At 39.3% G+C, this 17,931-nt stretch carries 18 protein-coding genes and 2 pseudogenes; 18 read left to right on the top strand and 2 right to left on the bottom strand.

Annotation, left to right across the window (positions count from 1 at the left end):
• The 16 genes and pseudogenes from T515_RS17695 to T515_RS14355 form a co-directional block, all read left to right on the top strand.
• A pseudogene (locus T515_RS17695) lies at positions 1–213 on the top strand (IS4 family transposase); the annotation flags it as partial.
• A gap of 91 nt (positions 214–304) precedes the next feature.
• Complete coding sequence (locus T515_RS14415) at positions 305–799, top strand: hypothetical protein (protein WP_036612692.1); 495 nt, start codon at positions 305–307, stop codon at positions 797–799.
• A 15-nt stretch (positions 800–814) separates the two neighbouring features.
• The gene (locus tag T515_RS14410; protein ID WP_081832849.1) at positions 815–1,426 is read left to right on the top strand and encodes a metallophosphoesterase; all 612 of its coding nucleotides are present in this window, start codon (positions 815–817) and stop codon (positions 1,424–1,426) included.
• Between the two features lie 93 nt (positions 1,427–1,519).
• On the top strand, positions 1,520–1,699 hold the full coding sequence (locus tag T515_RS14405) for a hypothetical protein (RefSeq protein WP_036612691.1): 180 nt from the start codon (positions 1,520–1,522) through the stop codon (positions 1,697–1,699).
• Positions 1,689–2,279 (top strand): hypothetical protein, encoded by a 591-nt coding sequence (locus T515_RS14400; protein WP_036612689.1) that lies wholly within the window; start codon positions 1,689–1,691, stop codon positions 2,277–2,279. Before T515_RS14405 ends, T515_RS14400 begins: the two co-directional genes overlap by 11 nt.
• Positions 2,280–2,739: 460 nt before the next feature.
• The gene (locus tag T515_RS14395) at positions 2,740–3,333 is read left to right on the top strand and encodes a class I SAM-dependent methyltransferase (protein ID WP_036612687.1); all 594 of its coding nucleotides are present in this window, start codon (positions 2,740–2,742) and stop codon (positions 3,331–3,333) included.
• Entirely contained in the window at positions 3,297–5,819 is a 2,523-nt protein-coding gene (locus T515_RS14390) for a DEAD/DEAH box helicase (protein ID WP_036612685.1), read from the top strand. The genes T515_RS14395 and T515_RS14390 overlap by 37 nt, the downstream gene beginning before the upstream one ends.
• Entirely contained in the window at positions 5,816–7,066 is a 1,251-nt protein-coding gene (locus T515_RS14385) for an IS1096 element passenger TnpR family protein (protein ID WP_036612683.1), read from the top strand. The genes T515_RS14390 and T515_RS14385 overlap by 4 nt, the downstream gene beginning before the upstream one ends.
• A 109-nt stretch (positions 7,067–7,175) precedes the next feature.
• A complete protein-coding gene (locus T515_RS14380) occupies positions 7,176–8,018 on the top strand; it encodes a TIGR02452 family protein (protein ID WP_036612680.1) in 843 nt (280 codons plus the stop codon).
• An 11-nt stretch (positions 8,019–8,029) separates the two neighbouring features.
• On the top strand, positions 8,030–8,308 hold the full coding sequence (locus T515_RS14375; RefSeq protein ID WP_036612677.1) for a hypothetical protein: 279 nt from the start codon (positions 8,030–8,032) through the stop codon (positions 8,306–8,308).
• Between the two features lie 23 nt (positions 8,309–8,331).
• Positions 8,332–8,544 carry a hypothetical protein gene (locus T515_RS17455; protein WP_155988391.1) on the top strand — a complete coding sequence of 71 codons (213 nt, stop codon included), beginning with the start codon at positions 8,332–8,334 and terminating at the stop codon, positions 8,542–8,544.
• A gap of 31 nt (positions 8,545–8,575) precedes the next feature.
• A complete protein-coding gene (locus tag T515_RS14370; protein WP_036612675.1) occupies positions 8,576–9,742 on the top strand; it encodes an ATP-binding protein in 1,167 nt (388 codons plus the stop codon).
• Entirely contained in the window at positions 9,720–10,442 is a 723-nt protein-coding gene (locus T515_RS14365; RefSeq protein ID WP_036612672.1) for a hypothetical protein, read from the top strand. Before T515_RS14370 ends, T515_RS14365 begins: the two co-directional genes overlap by 23 nt.
• Before the next feature lie 240 nt (positions 10,443–10,682).
• Positions 10,683–10,835 carry a hypothetical protein gene (locus T515_RS17450; RefSeq protein WP_155988390.1) on the top strand — a complete coding sequence of 51 codons (153 nt, stop codon included), beginning with the start codon at positions 10,683–10,685 and terminating at the stop codon, positions 10,833–10,835.
• Between the two features lie 238 nt (positions 10,836–11,073).
• Complete coding sequence (locus T515_RS14360) at positions 11,074–11,709, top strand: haloacid dehalogenase-like hydrolase (RefSeq protein WP_036612670.1); 636 nt, start codon at positions 11,074–11,076, stop codon at positions 11,707–11,709.
• A 3-nt stretch (positions 11,710–11,712) separates the two neighbouring features.
• A complete protein-coding gene (locus tag T515_RS14355) occupies positions 11,713–13,302 on the top strand; it encodes a xylulokinase (protein WP_036612667.1) in 1,590 nt (529 codons plus the stop codon).
• A 99-nt stretch (positions 13,303–13,401) separates the two neighbouring features.
• On the opposite strand, the gene T515_RS14350 is transcribed toward T515_RS14355, so the two are convergent.
• A complete protein-coding gene (locus T515_RS14350; protein WP_036612665.1) occupies positions 13,402–13,683 on the bottom strand; it encodes a hypothetical protein in 282 nt (93 codons plus the stop codon).
• A gap of 256 nt (positions 13,684–13,939) precedes the next feature.
• On the opposite strand from T515_RS14350, the gene T515_RS14345 reads away from it, so the two are divergent.
• Positions 13,940–15,358: a radical SAM/SPASM domain-containing protein gene (locus T515_RS14345; protein ID WP_036612662.1), complete on the top strand. Its 1,419-nt coding sequence runs from the start codon at positions 13,940–13,942 to the stop codon at positions 15,356–15,358.
• A gap of 206 nt (positions 15,359–15,564) precedes the next feature.
• On the opposite strand, the gene T515_RS14340 is transcribed toward T515_RS14345, so the two are convergent.
• Positions 15,565–17,157 (bottom strand): transposase, encoded by a 1,593-nt coding sequence (locus tag T515_RS14340; RefSeq protein ID WP_036612659.1) that lies wholly within the window; start codon positions 17,155–17,157, stop codon positions 15,565–15,567.
• 582 nt (positions 17,158–17,739) lie between these two features.
• Between T515_RS14340 and T515_RS17785 the strand changes: the two are divergent.
• Positions 17,740–17,931, top strand: a pseudogene (locus tag T515_RS17785) (IS4 family transposase); the annotation flags it as partial.

Below are 17,931 nucleotides of genomic sequence, written 5' to 3'. Positions count from 1 at the left end.
ACTATAGGTGAAATCTTCTATGTACTTCTTAGTGAAATGGAGGACGTTACATTCCAGCATTCGCTCTTTATACTAATTGAGGCAATGACTTTAAGCATAAAAAATATACTTCACATCACAGATGAGCAGGTTGAGAAAATCTATAAGGATTTCTTCTTTAGGTTACCTGAATATATGCAGGATGCTCTAACGAGCAGCTATAAAGTGGCGTAAGATTATTTTTATCTAGAATATAGAGTTTTCAAGGTTCAAAGCCCACTTTTAATGTGGGAAGTTTAAGTTACTAAGTACACTTGAGGAGTGTGTGGAGGCTGCAGAATCTCTGAATGATGGAGATGAAATAGAGAAAGAAGGCTTTGTAGTTGTGGATGAGAATCATAACAGAGTTAAGATCAAATCGCCGGTATATGTTGCGATGCACAGGATGGCAACTAGCAAAGTATTTACGTCAAAAAGGATGGCGGAGCTTTTCTGTAGTGGAGAAGATTTTTCTAAATTTGCAAAAGACTTCCCTTCTGATGCGCATATAATCAAGTATTATGATTGGCAGTTTGAGGAAATGAGGCACAAAGCAGAGGACATGATGCTTTATGCAAGGCGGTTGTATGAAGAATACGATCATGACAGAAAAGCGGTTGCCATGATGATAAAGGACTCACCATATGCATGGGCAGGATTCAAGGCGATTGATAATGAAAAAAGTATCGTTGATATAATGAAGTTGATTACACCTTCCAATGCAGAGAAGCTCATTACAGATTACTCACATGCAATACGAATAAGAAGTTCGAATAAATAGAAGGAGTTGATACTAATGATTTATTTTACAGCAGATATGCACTTTGGACATAGAGCCATAATATCGATGCAGAATAGACCATTCGGGTCTGTAGAAGAGATGGATAGAGTTCTTTTGCAGAATTATAATTCAGTTGTGCGAAAAGAGGATACAGTTTATATTTTGGGCGATATTTGCCATCATATGAGTATCGAAGAAGCGGATAGTCTTATTAAGAAGCTCAACGGAAAGAAGTATCTTATCAAAGGCAATCATGATAAGAATTACGATCCTCGTCTGTTTACAGACATACAGGATTTTTTGAAAATATCTGTTGATGGAAATCATTTTTCTCTTATGCATTATCCTATGTTGTCATGGCCTAAGAAAGGTAGCGGAGGATATCAGTTACATGGGCATATTCATGCTCGCATGGACTATAACGAAGCTAACAGATCTGAACGTCAGAGAAGATATGACGTAGGAGTTGATGCAAATAATTTCTTTCCTGTGTCATCAAAACAGATTGTTGAGTTTTTCGAGGAGTGCAGGGAAAGAGATGATTACATATCGAGAAAAACATTAAATATGATAGATACAGCTATTTCTAATCTTAAAGAAGGTCGTGTTTCAGAGCGAATATTCTGATTAATTAGTTGTTCTAAAAATTACAAGTTTATTACAGATGGAATAACCTATGCAAAATGACAAGAGAGAAGTCCTTGTCGGTAAGGAGTTAATATGGGAAAGAGTATTCAAAAGAGAAAAAATGTTTTTTTGATTCCTTTAGATATGGAAAACAGACCAGTAGAAGATATTGCAAGAGATGCAGTGACAAGCATTATGGAAGTATGTGATCAGGTTGCAAGACAACGAGAAGCTGAGAAGAAAGCAAGGGAGACAAATAAAAATGAGTTATGATATTTCATTGAATGAACGGATTTCCGGTGAAACCATCATGCTCCCAATCAAGCATACGATGATTGGTGGAACATATCGTGCGGATTACGATGAAAAAACTAATACTTTCAGTGCGGTAGCTATAAGAGATGCTACCCTTAATATTACATATAATTATGGACACTACTATTATGAAGCTGCTGAAGGAGATGAAAGATTCTATGGCGAAGAAGAATGGTGTAAAGAAGAAGATGTTCACAATCTCGGGATAAGAGGCATTTATGGAAAGACTGGACTAGAATCTATACAGATGCTTAAGGATCTGGTATCGAGAATCGAGTCAAAGTATAAGAAGGACGGGGAGTGGATTACTACTAGAAGATCAATAACCATTTTTCGTGATAAAGATGGCGTAGAGCGTCATCCGATTGAGCTTCTTCGGGATAAACAGGAATATACAAAGGAAGAGACAGAAATTGATGTGAATGAAGGTCCTAACAGCGATTATTGGACTGATACAGCGGCGAATGCAATAAAACCGCTATACCAATTATTAGTCTTTGCGGAATTAAGACCTGACGGAGTATGGGACGGAGACTGAAAAGTCAAAATCGTGTTTGATAGACTGTGGTTGTTCTGAATTATGATATGGTTATAATTAACGTGGTGGAGGAATAGGTAGACTCTAAGAAATGTACAGATAGAGTATAGGTGTTTCGGTTCGATTCCGGCTCGGTGCGTGTAGTAAACTACATAGGGAATGAAATAGTTCTGGGCGCAGAGGTTCATGATGGTAAATTCACTGCTCATGTAAGGTGCAAATCCTTGGCCCATTGTTTAAAGATAACTTATGAGCTGTTTTAATATTGTTCAGCGGAAGCTATGCCTGCATTAATTCCGTGCTAGGAGATTAGAGAACAGTTAGCTGTTCTCTTTTTTCGTGCAATAATAGACCTATAAAGTGCTAAAATGATTATGTGTGATTATTTTTGTAAAAGAGATTATCTCGCTATTTTGCAAATGATATTTTGCGCGTACTTAAGTAAGATGGGAAATAATTCATGAATGATACTACATTAAACTATTACGATGCTAATGCAGAAAACTTTATAAAAGGAACTATATCTGTTGACTTTAGCGCTACACAGGATAAATTTTTGAGTCTTTTATCTGGAAAGAAAATTCTGGATTTTGGGTGTGGCTCCGGCAGAGATACTAAGTATTTTCTTGAAAAAGGATATGAGGTTACTGCCATAGACGGATCTTTGGAACTATGCAAGGCAGCCAGTCTGTATACAGGAATTGAAGTAAAACATATGTTGTTTCAGGAACTTAATGAAAACAAGTCCTACGACGGAATATGGGCCTGTTCATCTATTCTTCATCTTCCAAAATCGGAGTTAAAAGAAGTGTTGTTGAAAATGTCCGAAGCATTGGTTCAAGATGGAATCATCTATACTTCATTTAAGTATGGAATATTTGAAGGAGAGAGAAACGGACGTTATTTCACGAATTTTACGTTAGAAACATTTGAAAGCTTTATCAAAGACATCAGGGAGCTTGCCATAAAAGAACACTGGATAACGGGAGATGTAAGACCCGGTAGAGAGGATGAGAAGTGGTTAAATCTGATATTGCAAAAGACGAGTTTTTAAATCAACATCAACAGTTTTCTTTGAGAGAAACCGTTAGTTATCCAAACGGCGGTTTCTCTTATTTCTATGATGATGGGACAGATATGGTCATCATAGATGAAGGTATTTGTGATCATGGTCAGGATGAGCCGGTGTTTTCATACATGCTTATAACCGATAAACAGAATTCATACATGCACCGGTTTAATAGACTGTTCAGGTTTCTTGGCTATAAAAAAGAACTGGTAGACAAATATTTGGAAGCTGATGAAATAGTTGTACCCGTTGATTATAAAATTACAGTTGCAGACCGTGGTGAACAGGCAGATGTCTCACCTCTTGAACTGCATTTCGAGAGAAATTTTTCCAATGTCTATGGTCTTAATGCTTTGAAATATCTCTCAAGAGAATATGGAATCTGTGATGAGAACGGGAAAAACTATTTCCTGGATTATCTTGTCAGAACAACAGATCAAAAATATGCCATAGAAGAAAACGGTGTTTCATATCACCATCCACAGATAATCGGAGAGGAAAAATACAGAAACCAGTTAAGAAAGCAGAATACCTGTGCTTTATGGGGCATCAAACTGTACAGGTTTTCCACGGAAGACTGTGCTTTTGACAGCCGTATCGAAGATGACATTAAACAATATATGGGGGACAGCAGTTCCCATTTTGTTGATGATGGATTAAAGATAGATAGAAAAGTCGAGCTTTATGAGCATCAGACCATCAGTTTAAATGAGATACAAAACAGAAGAGATTCAGGTATAAAAGCATTCCTTGTTGTTTTACCAACAGCTTCCGGAAAATCAAAAATACTAGAAGAAGATCTGAGAGAATTTGCGAAAGATAAGCCTGATTTCAAAGGACTTATTCTGGTTCCGGGAAAGAATACTCTTGCTGATTGGAAGGAGAGAATACGAACATCCATACCTGAACTTCTGGATAAGATAGATGTATGTACATATGCCTATATGGCGAGACACTATACTGAAAAATCTTCAGGGTACTACAACTATCTGGCCGTAGACGAAGCACATCATGCAGTGGCGCCTATTCTTAAAAGGGTTATCCAGTATTTCGAAACTGATTTTACTATAGGTCTCACAGCAACAGATCAGCGACCTGATAAGAAGAAACTTGAGACGGTTTTTGGAACCTATACGTCTTCACTGTCACTGAAAGATGCTATGGAAAAGGGTATAGTTGCGAAGGCCAATGTCTACAGAATCGAAACAAATATCGATCTTTCTAAAGTCAGGTTTAACGGTAAAGATTATGTTAATGCAGATCTCGAAAAAAGCATTCGCGTTACATCCAGAAATGATTTGATCGTAAATGTTCTTAAAGATTATTTTGTTGATGGTGATGCAGGAAAAAGGCAGGGTGTGATATTCTGTGTTAATGTTTCTCACTCGAATGAGATGGCTAAACTGTTAAACGATTCCGGTATTTCAGCGCTAAGCTATACAGGGCAGTCAAGAAATCCGGAAGAAATCATGAGAAAATTTAAGGATAAAGAAGTCCGGTTTTTATGTTCATGCAATATGATTTCTGAAGGCTGGGACTATCCTGAACTCGGGATACTTGTTATGGCGAGGCCTACATTATCCAAGGTACTTTACTTGCAGCAGATCGGAAGAGGGTTGAGAAAGACTGCTCAGAAGAATAATGTTATCGTTATAGATGTTGTGGATGAGTATGGTGCCATGGTAAAAGCCTGCAACATGCATACTATATTTGCCAATCCATACTATGTTCCGTTTGGTGATATCACGAAAACCGATTATAAAAACGGAGATATGATAACTATCGATGGCTTTGAAGAAAGAATCGAAAAGATAACTGAAGTTGATATAGATTCTTTCGAGGATAAGTACGGTAATTATCTTAGTCAGGAGCAGGTTGCCAGAGAGTATTTTGTGAGCACAGGAACAGTTACAAGCTGGATAAAAAAGGGTAAAATTCAACCATCAGTGGAATACAAATTTGGCAGCAAATCAATGTATCTGTTTAGCCCTGAGGCAGTAGAGACTTACAGACAAGAGCTTGATATAAGGGAACACAACGATGAAACTATCAAAGAAGATTTCTTTGAATTTCTGGAAGAGAGGGACTACTCACTATCCTACAAAATGCCGTTTATGCTTGGCTTTTTAAAGCATCTGAATTCCATCGGAGATGCAAGGATTGAGGATATACTTGAAGACTATATAGCATTTTACAGGTCAAGGCTTGAAAGAGGATTGCAGGTGGATCGTAAATCCTGCCCATATGATGAGAAAATGCTGAAGGATAAAAGTGCTGTTAAAAGAAATATGCTGACAAACCCTTTTGAAAAGTTTGAAAGAAAAAGATTTTTGTACTACTCGAAGGATTTAAGCATTATATCTATGAATCATGCATTGTTTGAAAAACTCACAAAGGAAGATTTTGAAAAAATCGAAAATCAATTAAGTGAGGATCTAAAGAATTACTACTCAGATATGGGAGGATTATGATTAAAGAATTTACAACAGAAGAGCTTTACGGTTCTCATATGAGAAAGCGCCCGGAGGTTTTGAAGCTGGAGCTAACCCTTGATATGGATGGTCTTCTAAATGAAGACATGGAGGTATTGAAACAGTATGGCAAGGTGGAAAAAGGAATCACGAGAGAAATTCTTGTTCCGGCAGATATTACGCTTCATGCCTTAAACTATGCAATCTTACGTGCATTTGGATGGCAGAACAGCCACCTGCATCATTTCCACCTGCCGAAGGAAGTGTTCCAGAAACTTACCGGTGGTAAGAACAGAGTAGATCAGTATGATTATGTGGAATATGATGGGCTGTATACGAATTGGATGAAGCTTTGCGGTCTGTATTTCCGTTTCCCTTGCGATGATTTTGAGGATCTGTATTGGGATGATGATTATAAGGAAGGACAGAGCATCAAGACTTGGTTTTCTAAGAAATATACCGGTCCGTACAAATACAAGGGGAAGTGGGAGCATTTCCATTTTGCAAATCCTGCGGCACAGAGTGTTTTGAAGAAGAATCCCATGATTCGTCAGCAGCTTTCTTTTGCTGAGTGGAGTAAGCTGAAGGAATCCGGAAAGGATCCGGATAAGATGCCGGCCAAGATGATTCCGATTGAGGAGGCAACGATTCAGGAATTATCCTACGGATTTGAAGGGGGCATGGATGAACTTTTGGAGAGAATTCCTTTGATCGAGCTGATGATTCCGGAGGGAATCAAAGAGGACCGAGACATTAACGATAAGATAGCGTATCTGCAGAAACGCCAGGAGAACGAAGAGAAGGACCTTCCGGTTCTTCCTGTTACGGATGAGCTGATCTATGCCTATGATTACGGTGATGGCTGGGAAGTAAAGATTCGTTTGAAGGAGTGTTACTACACAATCCGTGAAGATAAGTCTGAAAGCTTTACTGAAGTACAGGAGGGTGTACGGTTAAATCTAAAGAAGGACAGATATTTGTCGGAGCAGACAGCATTTGACAGGAATAACTTAAAGGTCAGCAAATCATTGGCGCTTAAGATTGCAACGGTGAATTATAAGAGAAGACCCGTATGCCTGAGCCTGGATGGACTGTCCCTTATGGATGATGTGGGAGGCATTCACGGCTATGTTGATCTCCTTCGTACCATTCACGGTAACGATCCGGAGGAGAAGGAAGACATGAGAGAGTGGGCTAAATGGATGGGCTGGACCGGCCGGATGAACAAGCCAGAGACACTTTTATAAGGTTGGTATTTTTAACGGACACCTCGTTGTGTATTGTATAGTCAGAAGAAAACACATTAGGACTGATATACATGATAATACTTAATCCACAGGATAGGAAGGCGAAGAAATGGGACGAGATGAAAATGTAGCAATTTTCCAAGATACAGAAAAGATGTGCAGAGAGAACGTTCGGCTAAGGGAGTCTATAAAACAGGCATCTGAGAATCAGAAGCTTATTCTGGAGGGAGATTCATTATTTGCAACTGAGAAAGATAAGTATGATGAATCAGCTAAGATAGTAGTCTCAAAGAAAAAGACATTTGAGGCTGCAAGTGCATACAAAGGTATGAAAGTTGCTGTTCATAATTTTGCGTCAGCAACAAATCCGGGCGGTGGAGTGGTTAAGGGATCTACAGCCCAGGAAGAATGTCTGTGCAGATGCTCGACTTTGTACAGCATGCTTAATGTCAAGGAGATGTGGAATGGATTTTATGCTCCTCACAGGAATGCAGCTGATCCAATTCACAATGATGACATTATATATACTCCGGGAGTTGTAGTGTTTAAAACAGACACAGCAGCTCCTGTTGTCATGCCAGAAACGCAGTGGTATGAAGTTGACGTTATTACCTGTGCTGCTCCTAATCTACGGGACAATCCAAGTAATCCATATAACAAGAACGATGGAAATAGAAAGGCAAAAATATCAGATAGAGAGCTGCTTGAACTTCATGAAAAGAGGCTCAAGAGAATACTGGATGTTGCTGTGGATAATGATGATGAAGTAGTTATATTGGGGGCATTTGGATGTGGAGCATTTCAGAATAAACCAGATATTGTTGCCAAAGCTGCATCAAATGTGATAGGCGACTTCCTACACCTGTTCAAAAATATAGAGTTCGCCGTATATTGCAGTCCAAGAGATAGCCGAAATTATGACGTGTTTAATAGGTTATTAGCTAACAGATAGGAATAGGGATAATGAAATTTGGCGATTTAAGGCAAATGATAGATAGAACAGCAAGGATACAGATTTGTGATCACGTCTCTGGAGATTATATGGATTACAGATTTGTTGAGGATGTCCCACATGAAAATGATAGCAGGAGGGTCTTTGGTATCGGGCTTGTGAGAAGCGAATACAGAGAAGAGGGAGTGTTAAGCTATGGGCGAAATTGCTATGCAATAGAGATAAGACTATTGGAACCAGAAACAATTCTGAGTAGCAAGGTATTAGAATATGAGGCAAACAACTTATAGCGCAGGTTAAAGAGAATGGCAAATTGGCAGGAAAGATGCTTGTTATGGTTGAGAGCACTTTAGAGGTACACAAAACTGATTCTTCACTTAATTCCTTTACTTTGAACTATTTTTTAATATTTTCTCACATAATCGTATCTCACCATTATCTTACATTAAAAACATATAAAAACGCATTAAAACCATTAAAAACCATTAAATATACAATAAAGTCATTAAAAGCCTTTAAAAAGTGATATAATACCATTAACAGGAGGTATCACTTTCATGAACAAATCAGCTGAAATTTTTAAGCCAGGGGCATTACCTGTGACTACTTATATTTCCAGAGAAGCTGCGCTAGGTTTTACTTATGAGGAGAGACTTGAGCAGGCGTTAAATATGTCTGGGTATATAACACTAATTTCCGGTCCATCCAAAATAGGAAAAACGGTACTGTGTGAAAGAGTTGTGGGAATCGACAACCTTGTAGAAGTATTGGGTTCAGACTTTTTGAATAAAGAAAATGTATGGAAGACAATCGGTGCAAAGGCAGGGATGCCTTTATCGGGAATGGTTACTACAGGAAATACTGATAATTCTATATCTGAGGAGTACATTGTAACACGAGAAAATGTTATAGCTTATTATCAGGAGCATGAACTTGTGCTGCTTATTGATGATTTTCATTACGCAAGCGAAGAAATACAGCGATTTTTATCGCAACAGCTGAAAGATGCTATCAGGAAAGGACTAAAGGTAATAATATCTTCGCTTCCTCACAGATGTGACGATGCAATCAGAACCAATCCTGATCTGCAGGGACGTATAAGTATAATCGATATTAAGCCCTGGTCTAAGGATGAACTGAGACAGATTCCAAGAAAAGGATTTGAGCAGCTTGGAATATATGTTGATGATAAGTATATTGAAAGCTTAGTCGGCGAGAGCCTTGCATCACCTCAATTGATGCAATTGTTATGTCTGAATCTGTGTGTGCTTATAAAGGCAGATTCTGGTAATGCAGTTGATGTTAGCGAAGAGATTATAAAAAAAGCTTATAAGTTTTCAACTCTGAACCTGGACTTTAAAAATGTCACTGCCGTTATCAGTAATGGAAAGACAAAACGTGGTAGAGAACGAAAAAAATATTGTACAAGCAAGGGAGAGTTGGATTTATATTCGCTTATACTTGAAGCTATTGCTCAGGATCCGCCAATAGAGGAGATTGGATTCGATGACCTGTTGACGAGAATCAATAAAACAATTGTTGGAGATGATAAGGTTACACCTAAATCATTAAAAGAATATCTGGGCAACATACAGGAAGTCCTAAATGATAAAAACAGAACTTTTGAGGTTCTTGAGTGGAGAGATAACGTACTGTATGTTATAGAAGCATTATTCTTATTCTATTTACGTTGGGGGCGCAATGAACAGGGAACAGAGTATTGAGTTTATTCAGGCTATAGAAGACACTAAAGCGTTAGAAAGAGCAATTTTAGATATCATAGATGAATTGAAATCAGAGGGCTCCAAAGAAATCGCAGATGGCTTAGAGCAGCTTATACCGATATCAAATAATAGATTTTCTGTAATTGGCCAGAAGGAACTATTACAGGAATCCAAAAGAAGAGCTATCAGCATACTTAAGAGTGAACCCCAATTTAATCACGTCAGCGAGAAAGAAGCATGTTGCATCGTTGAGAGAGTATTAGGAAATGTGCAGCTTTATCTGCAGGATATGTTTAAGCGACAGCCACATACTAAATGTACTGACAGTATTTTGAGTATGCAAAAGTGTTTTGATATTGGTAATGAATATGATCTGCAACATATAGTATATGCTCTGCTAAGAGCAGTGTTTCCGCTTGCCAGAATAGAAGAGTATCAGGATGCAGGAGCGTGTGCTGTTAGAAAAGACATATGTATTGATGAGTTTGACATTGCGATAGAGTTAAAATGTACAAGAGATAGCCTTACCGCTAAAAAGCTTTCAGAGGAAGTAGCATCTGACATTGTTCACTATGATAATAAAAACATTTTCCTTTTAATATATGATAAAGCCAGAATAATAGACAATATCGATGTATTTAGGGATACCTATGAGAAAACTGACATGAGTAAAAACGTGAAGGTGTTTGTGATGCTATAGAAACCGATAAACATTCCTCGGCATCTTTTTTGGCCAAGGGAATTGCACAAATAGCCAGTATGGATGTTTTTAAATGCAAAAAATAATAGTTAGCTGTCTGGCTGAGATGGATGAAATATAGTCGTAATACTGAGCATCAGCTCATGAGTGCGCTGCACTTGTGGCTGGTGCTTTTTCTTTTGTTCGAAAATCTCGAACATAAAGTTCACAGTGACAGGCACCTATTTTGAGACCTGAGCCATGAGGATTAAGTCAAAATATGATTTATTAAAGAGAGTAAGTAATGCGCTTGCTGCATTATCTAAGGATGAAAGATATCCGGAGAGCCTGGCATCACTTAAAGGTGCTGCAACTGGAAATGTCCGTTCACTATACAAGGTTGGAGACTTTTGATACTCTAAGGAAACCCTTGATGTTATGAGTATTATCGATAGCAGTCAGGTTATTTGGCAGAAAACAATATGATGCAGGTAAGATTTTTACAAATGGGAAACATCGTATTAAATAACAAATCAGAGCGCCCGGGAGCCTTTTTAAACGTAAACATGGTATAATCAAACACATAAACATTATTCAAATGGGAGAACTATGAGATTTCTCAACTCTTTTGGCACCAATAAGAGGAAAGCATATGAATGTGTATGATTTTGACGGGACAATTTTTTATTCGGATTGCTCGATAGGTTTTGCCCTGTGGTGCATGAAGCGGCACCCGAAGCTGTGGCTTACTTATCTGCCGGGAGTAATAAAGACTCTGATACTACATAAAATGGGGATACTTCCGAATTACCGGCTTCAGCGAAAAATGTTCAGTTATCTGACCATGATCGATGACTTTGATACACAGATTGAGCTTTATTGGGACAAATACGAAAGCAGGATTTCTGAGTGGTATCTGGCACAGAAAAAGTCGGACGATCTTATAATCAGCGCCTCGCCGGACTGTATCATCGGACCGATAGCTAAGAGACTTGGTGTGAACTACATGGCAACGGAATATGATCGTGAATTCGGCATATTTACGAATAATCTGATGTATGCCAAAGAAAAGGCAAAGTATATAATTGACCACGGTTTTCCCGTAATTGATAATTTTTACTCTGATTCACTTGCGGATACACCACTTGCCTTATGTGCTGAAAAGGCTTATCTGGTAAAGGACAATGCAACTACGGTAGTGGATTGGCCGGAACTCGATGATGAGACAATGAAAATGGTAAAAGATAAGATAAACACAGGTTGGAGTATACATCTGAACGAGGATTGATACATGCATAGCATTATTTATGACTTTGGTACCAGCAGTGTAAAAAGTTGCCTGTTTGAAATTGATACCAGAATAAAGCTTGTGGCTAGTGCTGTAGGTGAATATGGTCTTTATATTTCTGATGATGGAGGTGCCGAGCAGGATACAGAGGAATGGTGGACTGCTATTTGCAATACCACAAAAGAACTGTTTGAAAAATCAGATGTTAAACCAACGGAAGTTGAAGGAATTGCATTCTGCTCACAGATGCAGGGCACTGTTCTTGTTGATAGGTATGGAAATGCCTTGAGACGTCCTATGAATTATCTTGACCAAAAAGGAGCAGGGGAATACAAAAAGTGTATGGGCACAGGGCTAATCAAGGTATCAGGCTGTAGTCTGTATAAGCTTTTGCGAAATCTGATTGTAAACTATGGAGCCAGTGTAAGTGCAAAAGATCCTGTCTGGAAATATAAATGGGTTGAAAATAACGAACCTGAAGTTTACAGAAAAATATATAAATGGCTTGATATAGGAGGCTATCTGGTAGCTCGTACCACCGGAAAGATTGTGCGTACGGCGGACGATGCATATGCCACCTTTCTCTATGATACCAGAAAGGGGAAAGAGGGGTGGAACAAGGGCCTTCTGAAAATGTATGGAGTAGATCCCGATCACATGCCGGATATCATTGACTGTACCGATTTGGTCGGCGGACTTACAAAAAAAGCTGCAGATGATATGGGGCTTATAGAGGGAACACCTGTATTTGGCGGGGGCGGAGATATGACCTTCGTTAATATAGGTGCCGGATGCGTAAGACCGGGAGATACACATATATATGTTGGCACATCGGGCTGGGTGTCTACCTACATGGATCATCAGACTGTCGATCTGAATGCTATGATAACCGGTGTTTTGTCAGCAAAGAAGGGCTATTTCAGTTACTATGCGGAACTGGAGACTGCCGGTAAGTGTTTTGAGTGGTGCGCAAAGCATCTTGCGCTTGACGAGGTTGGAATATATCTGGATAAGATCAAGATTACTGATATTGAGGGCAGATACATAAGTCTTTATGACTATCTCTCTGATGAAGTCAGTAAAGTTCCGCCGGGATCCCATGGTGTGATATTCACTCCATGGCTGCATGGAAACAGATGCCCATTTGAAGATTCCAATGCCGGCGGAATGTTCTTCAACATAAGGGTTAATAATGGAAAAAGAGATATGATAAGGGCTGTTCTTGAAGGAATCTGCTTTCATCTTCGCTGGCTTTTGGAATGCCAGGGAAGAAAGGTAAAAACTTCCGATCCCATAAGATTTGTCGGTGGCGGTGCATTGTCAGACGTCACTTGTCAAATGTTGGCAGATATAACAGAAAGAACTATAGAAACAGTCGATAATACTCAGGAGGTTGGCGCTGTTGGGACAGCACTTGTTGTTGCAGCCGGAATCAAGGGAGATGATGTCCTTGAGCTTTCACGAAGGTTGGTAAGAGTCAGACATGTTTATAAACCAAATGTTTCCAACAGGGAAATCTATGAAAAAAATTACAGGGTGTTTAAGAGGCTTTATCGTTCCAATGCAAAGAACTTTAAGCTGATCAATTCTTGAAGATGAATATACCGGAGTAACTAAAAAGCCTCGACAACGTCCGATTGTCGAGGCTTTTTAAAGTGTTTCAAAGTGTAAGAAAATATAATAAAAGCTGTATCAGCAACATGCGGGAAGATGAGGATCGCCGCTGGCTATTGCCTTTGCCTCTTCTTCCGATAACTCCTTCAGGTCATCATCACTGATTCCCTGCATGCGGATAACTATAGTTTTTGCAACCTCATCCGGAATATCATAGCCTAATTCGAATGCAGCTTTCTGACCGGCCTGCCAGGGTTCTATTCCCTCGCTTTCAATAAAACGCCTCATCCCATCGGAAATTTTGTTGCGTAATATGTCATTGTCCATAAACTCAGAAAAAAACTGCTTTGCGTCTTTCATGTTGTTTTCCTCCTGTTATATCACGATCTGCAATGAGCTTCTTAACACAGGATGGTTTACAGAGAACCCATCGAAAAGCAACTTCATTTTAACATACGGGATTAGCTAAATCAATTTGATATGATCTTAAGGCCTATTGCAATCATCATTGATAAAATTTATCATGTTATTAGCAGAAAATTATAATGTTTGTTCGTGTTTTAAAGAAAAAAGCCCTTATGTTAGGTGCTGCAAAATCAGTGTTAGGAGGTGCTGAATGTTTTATATTCTGGAAAATGGTATCAGAGTAAAAAAGTGGGCGAGCGGATGGGCCTGTTGCGGCACGGAAGAGGCGAAAAAACCATTTCCACTGAGGCCTAAGGATTATAAACTTTTGAAAAGCTGTGATGGCATGACTGACCTTGCCGATAGTGATGCGCTGCGCGCATGGGAAGCCATGGGTGTGATCCGAAAATGTGAAAAAGGCGAAGCTCAGCTTTCGGAAGGACAGATTCAGGAATATCCAAATAAGCTGAACTGTGTCCTCGATTGGACAATCACCGATCGCTGTAACTACAACTGTCTGCATTGTTTCCATGCAGCGGACAATACTACACTGAAAGATGAGTTTTCCCGCGAAGAGGCCTTTCATCTTCTGAAGGAAGCACAAGCCTGCGGAATTACCCATGTTGAGCTCACAGGCGGAGAACCGACCATGTATCCGTATTTCCGCGATGTTGTTCAGGAGGTTCATGACCTTGGCATGAAGCTGGGATGTGTTGTAACCAATGGCTCGCTGATGACCGAGGAGCTTGCAGCCTTCATCAAGAGGCTTCACCCGGATTGTTTGATTGCGATTTCCTTTGACGGCATTGGAATCCATGACTGGATGCGTCAGCACAAAGGAAGTGAGGAGAGTGCCAAGAATGCCATCCGGATCTGCGTTGCTGCCGGTCTTAAGGTTGTCAGCAACATGAATGTAAACAGAAAGAATCGTGATGTGCTCTTTGATTCGGTCAAAATGCTTTCGGAAATGGGTGTTGACCATCTCCGTATCATAAAGACGACAGAAGTGCCCAGATGGGCTCTTAACTCCGAAGACTTTTCTATGACACCGGAGGAATACTATGATTATTCCATAGAGTTTGCAAAACAATACCGCGAAAGCGGTCTGACTATCCCTGTAAGGCTTTGGCAGGTTCTGGCTCTGAATGGACGTGACAAAATCTACCATATCGTTCCTGTTAAGGCATCCGGCAGCACTTTCTGCGAATATGAAATGATATGCCCTGACATGCTTAAAAAGCTTTCCGTCCAGCCTAGCGGTGAAATAATTCCATGTGCCCCGATGGCCGGAATACTCACCTCAAGAAACATCCACCTTGGCAATGTGAAGCATGACGGTCTGGTTAAGCTGCTTTCTGAAGGTGCGCTGTATGAACAGGTAACCTACACGGTTAAGGATAAACAAAAGGCCAATTCCAAATGTGCCGGCTGTAAGTATTTCAAATACTGTCAGGGCGGCTGTCCTGCCGTGGGATTACTTTTCAATGGCAGTCCTCTTGGTACCGACGATTATAAATGTATGTTCTTTGAAAAAGGGTATTACAAAAAGATCAGTGAGGCCATGGAAGGATGGAAGAATCTGCTTCCACTGACGGAAGCTGAGGAGCGTCTGCTCTCAGGAGAATCGTGAGAGCGCAAAGCACGAAACGCTTCGATATCGACTTTTGACACTCACATAATATATGAGTCGCCCGACAAATGGACGTTTATATCACATCCATTTTCGATATATTGTTCCTTGAAAACTTAATACACTATCTTTTTTATAAAAAATACGATTTCAGATGCACATGCGTACCTAAAATCATAGGATTATTAGCATCCTATTTCCATTCCTTATGCTAATTGGACACACTTATCCAAGCTAACAATATATTTGATTAGCTTAATCGTATTTAGTGCTGCAACTTTAAAACCGAAGAAATGCCTATTCCTTATCAGACCTCTTACAGGCATTTTATCAGCATTATGCCTTTTTCTTAATGATGCCGGAATCGTTTCTACACCATTCCTGAATCGAGCATGTTTTTTGAACTCCTCAGTTTTATAAAAGCGCTGTTGTTCAGCATGATATGCGGTTTTTTTAGCTAACTTAAGTGTCGCAACCCTCACATGCATCTGTGGGTTGCACTCAGAAAAATGCGGGCAGTTCTTACATGTATTAATTGGAAATGATGCTTTACATTTACCATCATTCTTATTGTATACATTGGATTTGGGTTTGTTTCCCGCGGGACACATTAGTATTTCTTTTCCGTCTTCCGAGAAAATAAAATCCGCATATATATCTGCAACATCCGCACCTTTCAAGTCAGTAGTGATAAGTGTGATATTCTTTTCTTTTGCTGATTTAACATTTTCATAACCACAATATCCCCCATCTGTCACCATTGTGATAGGGGTATCAGATTTTGGACATGAAGCTAAATAATCCTTGAGAAATTGACTATCACTATAAATATTTTGTTCAAACTGATAGTCCGAAATCACAGAATTATTTCCATCTGATGTCTCTACGACATTAGCAATATAACCTCGGTTTTCCTTGCCGGCCTTAGATCTGAATGTCGCGTCCGGATCCGCTGGATTCTGTAGTATTTTGGAGTCCATCCCGGATTGTTTGTTTTTAAGTATCAGGTTTCCGTCATTGTCTTTGTCAGTCTGTTCCTTGATAACACGTATAAGCAATTGATATTCACTACTATCATCATACCTGCTTCCGCAAGCAGAAATGATCAGAGCTGCATCTTTCAATACACGGGATAGTTTGCTGTCATTATCTTCACTACGATTGTGATATAAAACTCTATTATGATCATCTTTTTCAATATAGTGTTTTAGGGGTTCCGGGAAGCAATCATCATTTGATCGTTCCATACACTTTGCAAGATTGGCAACACATGTGTAAAGAAGTTCAAGACGACTCATCTTTTTGATGTTGGCAGCAATCATGAGTGAGTCCATGCGTCTCATACCTGTATTTAAACTCATCATCTTTGAAATTTGAGATGAAAGCTTAACAATACATTGATGAATAAGGTCAATACCTGTTTGCTCTTCATAAGCACTGCATCTGGCTCTGAATCTACCAAAAGTTCTATCGTTTAGCGGTTGCTCCTCAAAGCTTGTAGTATGCAACGCGTATTTATAACGAACATCAAAAGGAAGAGTTTCAACCATCTCTTCATCTGTTAGCTGAAACATCTCCTTTATAATAAGAGCACCTATAATTACGTTAATCGGAGTGTTACGGCGTGAAGGCTGATCACTGTACAATACTCGGAAAGGCTCTTCATCTATAGCTGGAAAAATATTTTCAGAAAAAAATTTAGCCCATGATTTTTCAAGCATTTTTACTTCTCTTTGGGTTAAATTAGAAGTAGAATCAAACAAGCTGATTTGCTGAGATGAATTTGTTGCAAATGACATAAACTATACCTCCAACAGATCCTATCTCTATTATACTATTTAGAAAAGGTAATGTATTAGGTTTTCAAGGTTCTAGCGCCCCATTTGTCGGGCGACTCATATATGATGTAAGGGTCAAAAGTACCAAATCACGTGCTTGCACGTTGATTTGAGACTTTATGGCCCGCCCGAACACGAATAACGTAGTCGTTTTGCACAGCAAAAGGACGAGAGTTATGAGAAACCATAGGTGCCTGTCACTGTGAACAAAAGTTCACAGTGACAGGCACCTATTTACTCGGTAGGCCGCACCGACTTTTAACAACTGCCACTTCGATAGCTGGGCTATCCGGTAGGCCGCACCGACTCTTACAACTGCCACTTTGATGAATGACCATCTAGCAGGCCACTCTACGTACCAAGAAGTTTAAGCGAAAACAATGCAAAATTCAATATTTTAATTACTCAAACTTCCCACACCCAAAAGGTGTGATGAACCTTGAAAACTCTATACTTTAGACAAATAAAATTGGCATAGGTCACTTTCAAATAAGGTATAATGGATTTGCTACAAAACATTTACCATGAAAGGACTTACGCCATATGCATATCTTACCACAGGGACAGCACACAGAGGAAGAAATAAATTGTTCAATTTCAGATTTTATTTCAACATTTGAGGTTGGAAACCTACTTCGTAAATCCAATGCCAACAAACAAAAGGGAATTCCTGTGATGAGTATCTTCCGGTACAAACTTGCGAATGTTTTTTCCGGAAGAAGCCTTTATATGCAG

The organism is Oribacterium sp. P6A1 (assembly GCF_000702885.1).
Taxonomy (GTDB): Bacteria; Bacillota; Clostridia; order Lachnospirales; family Lachnospiraceae; genus Oribacterium.
This window is presented reverse-complemented; position numbering and strand designations above follow the sequence as displayed.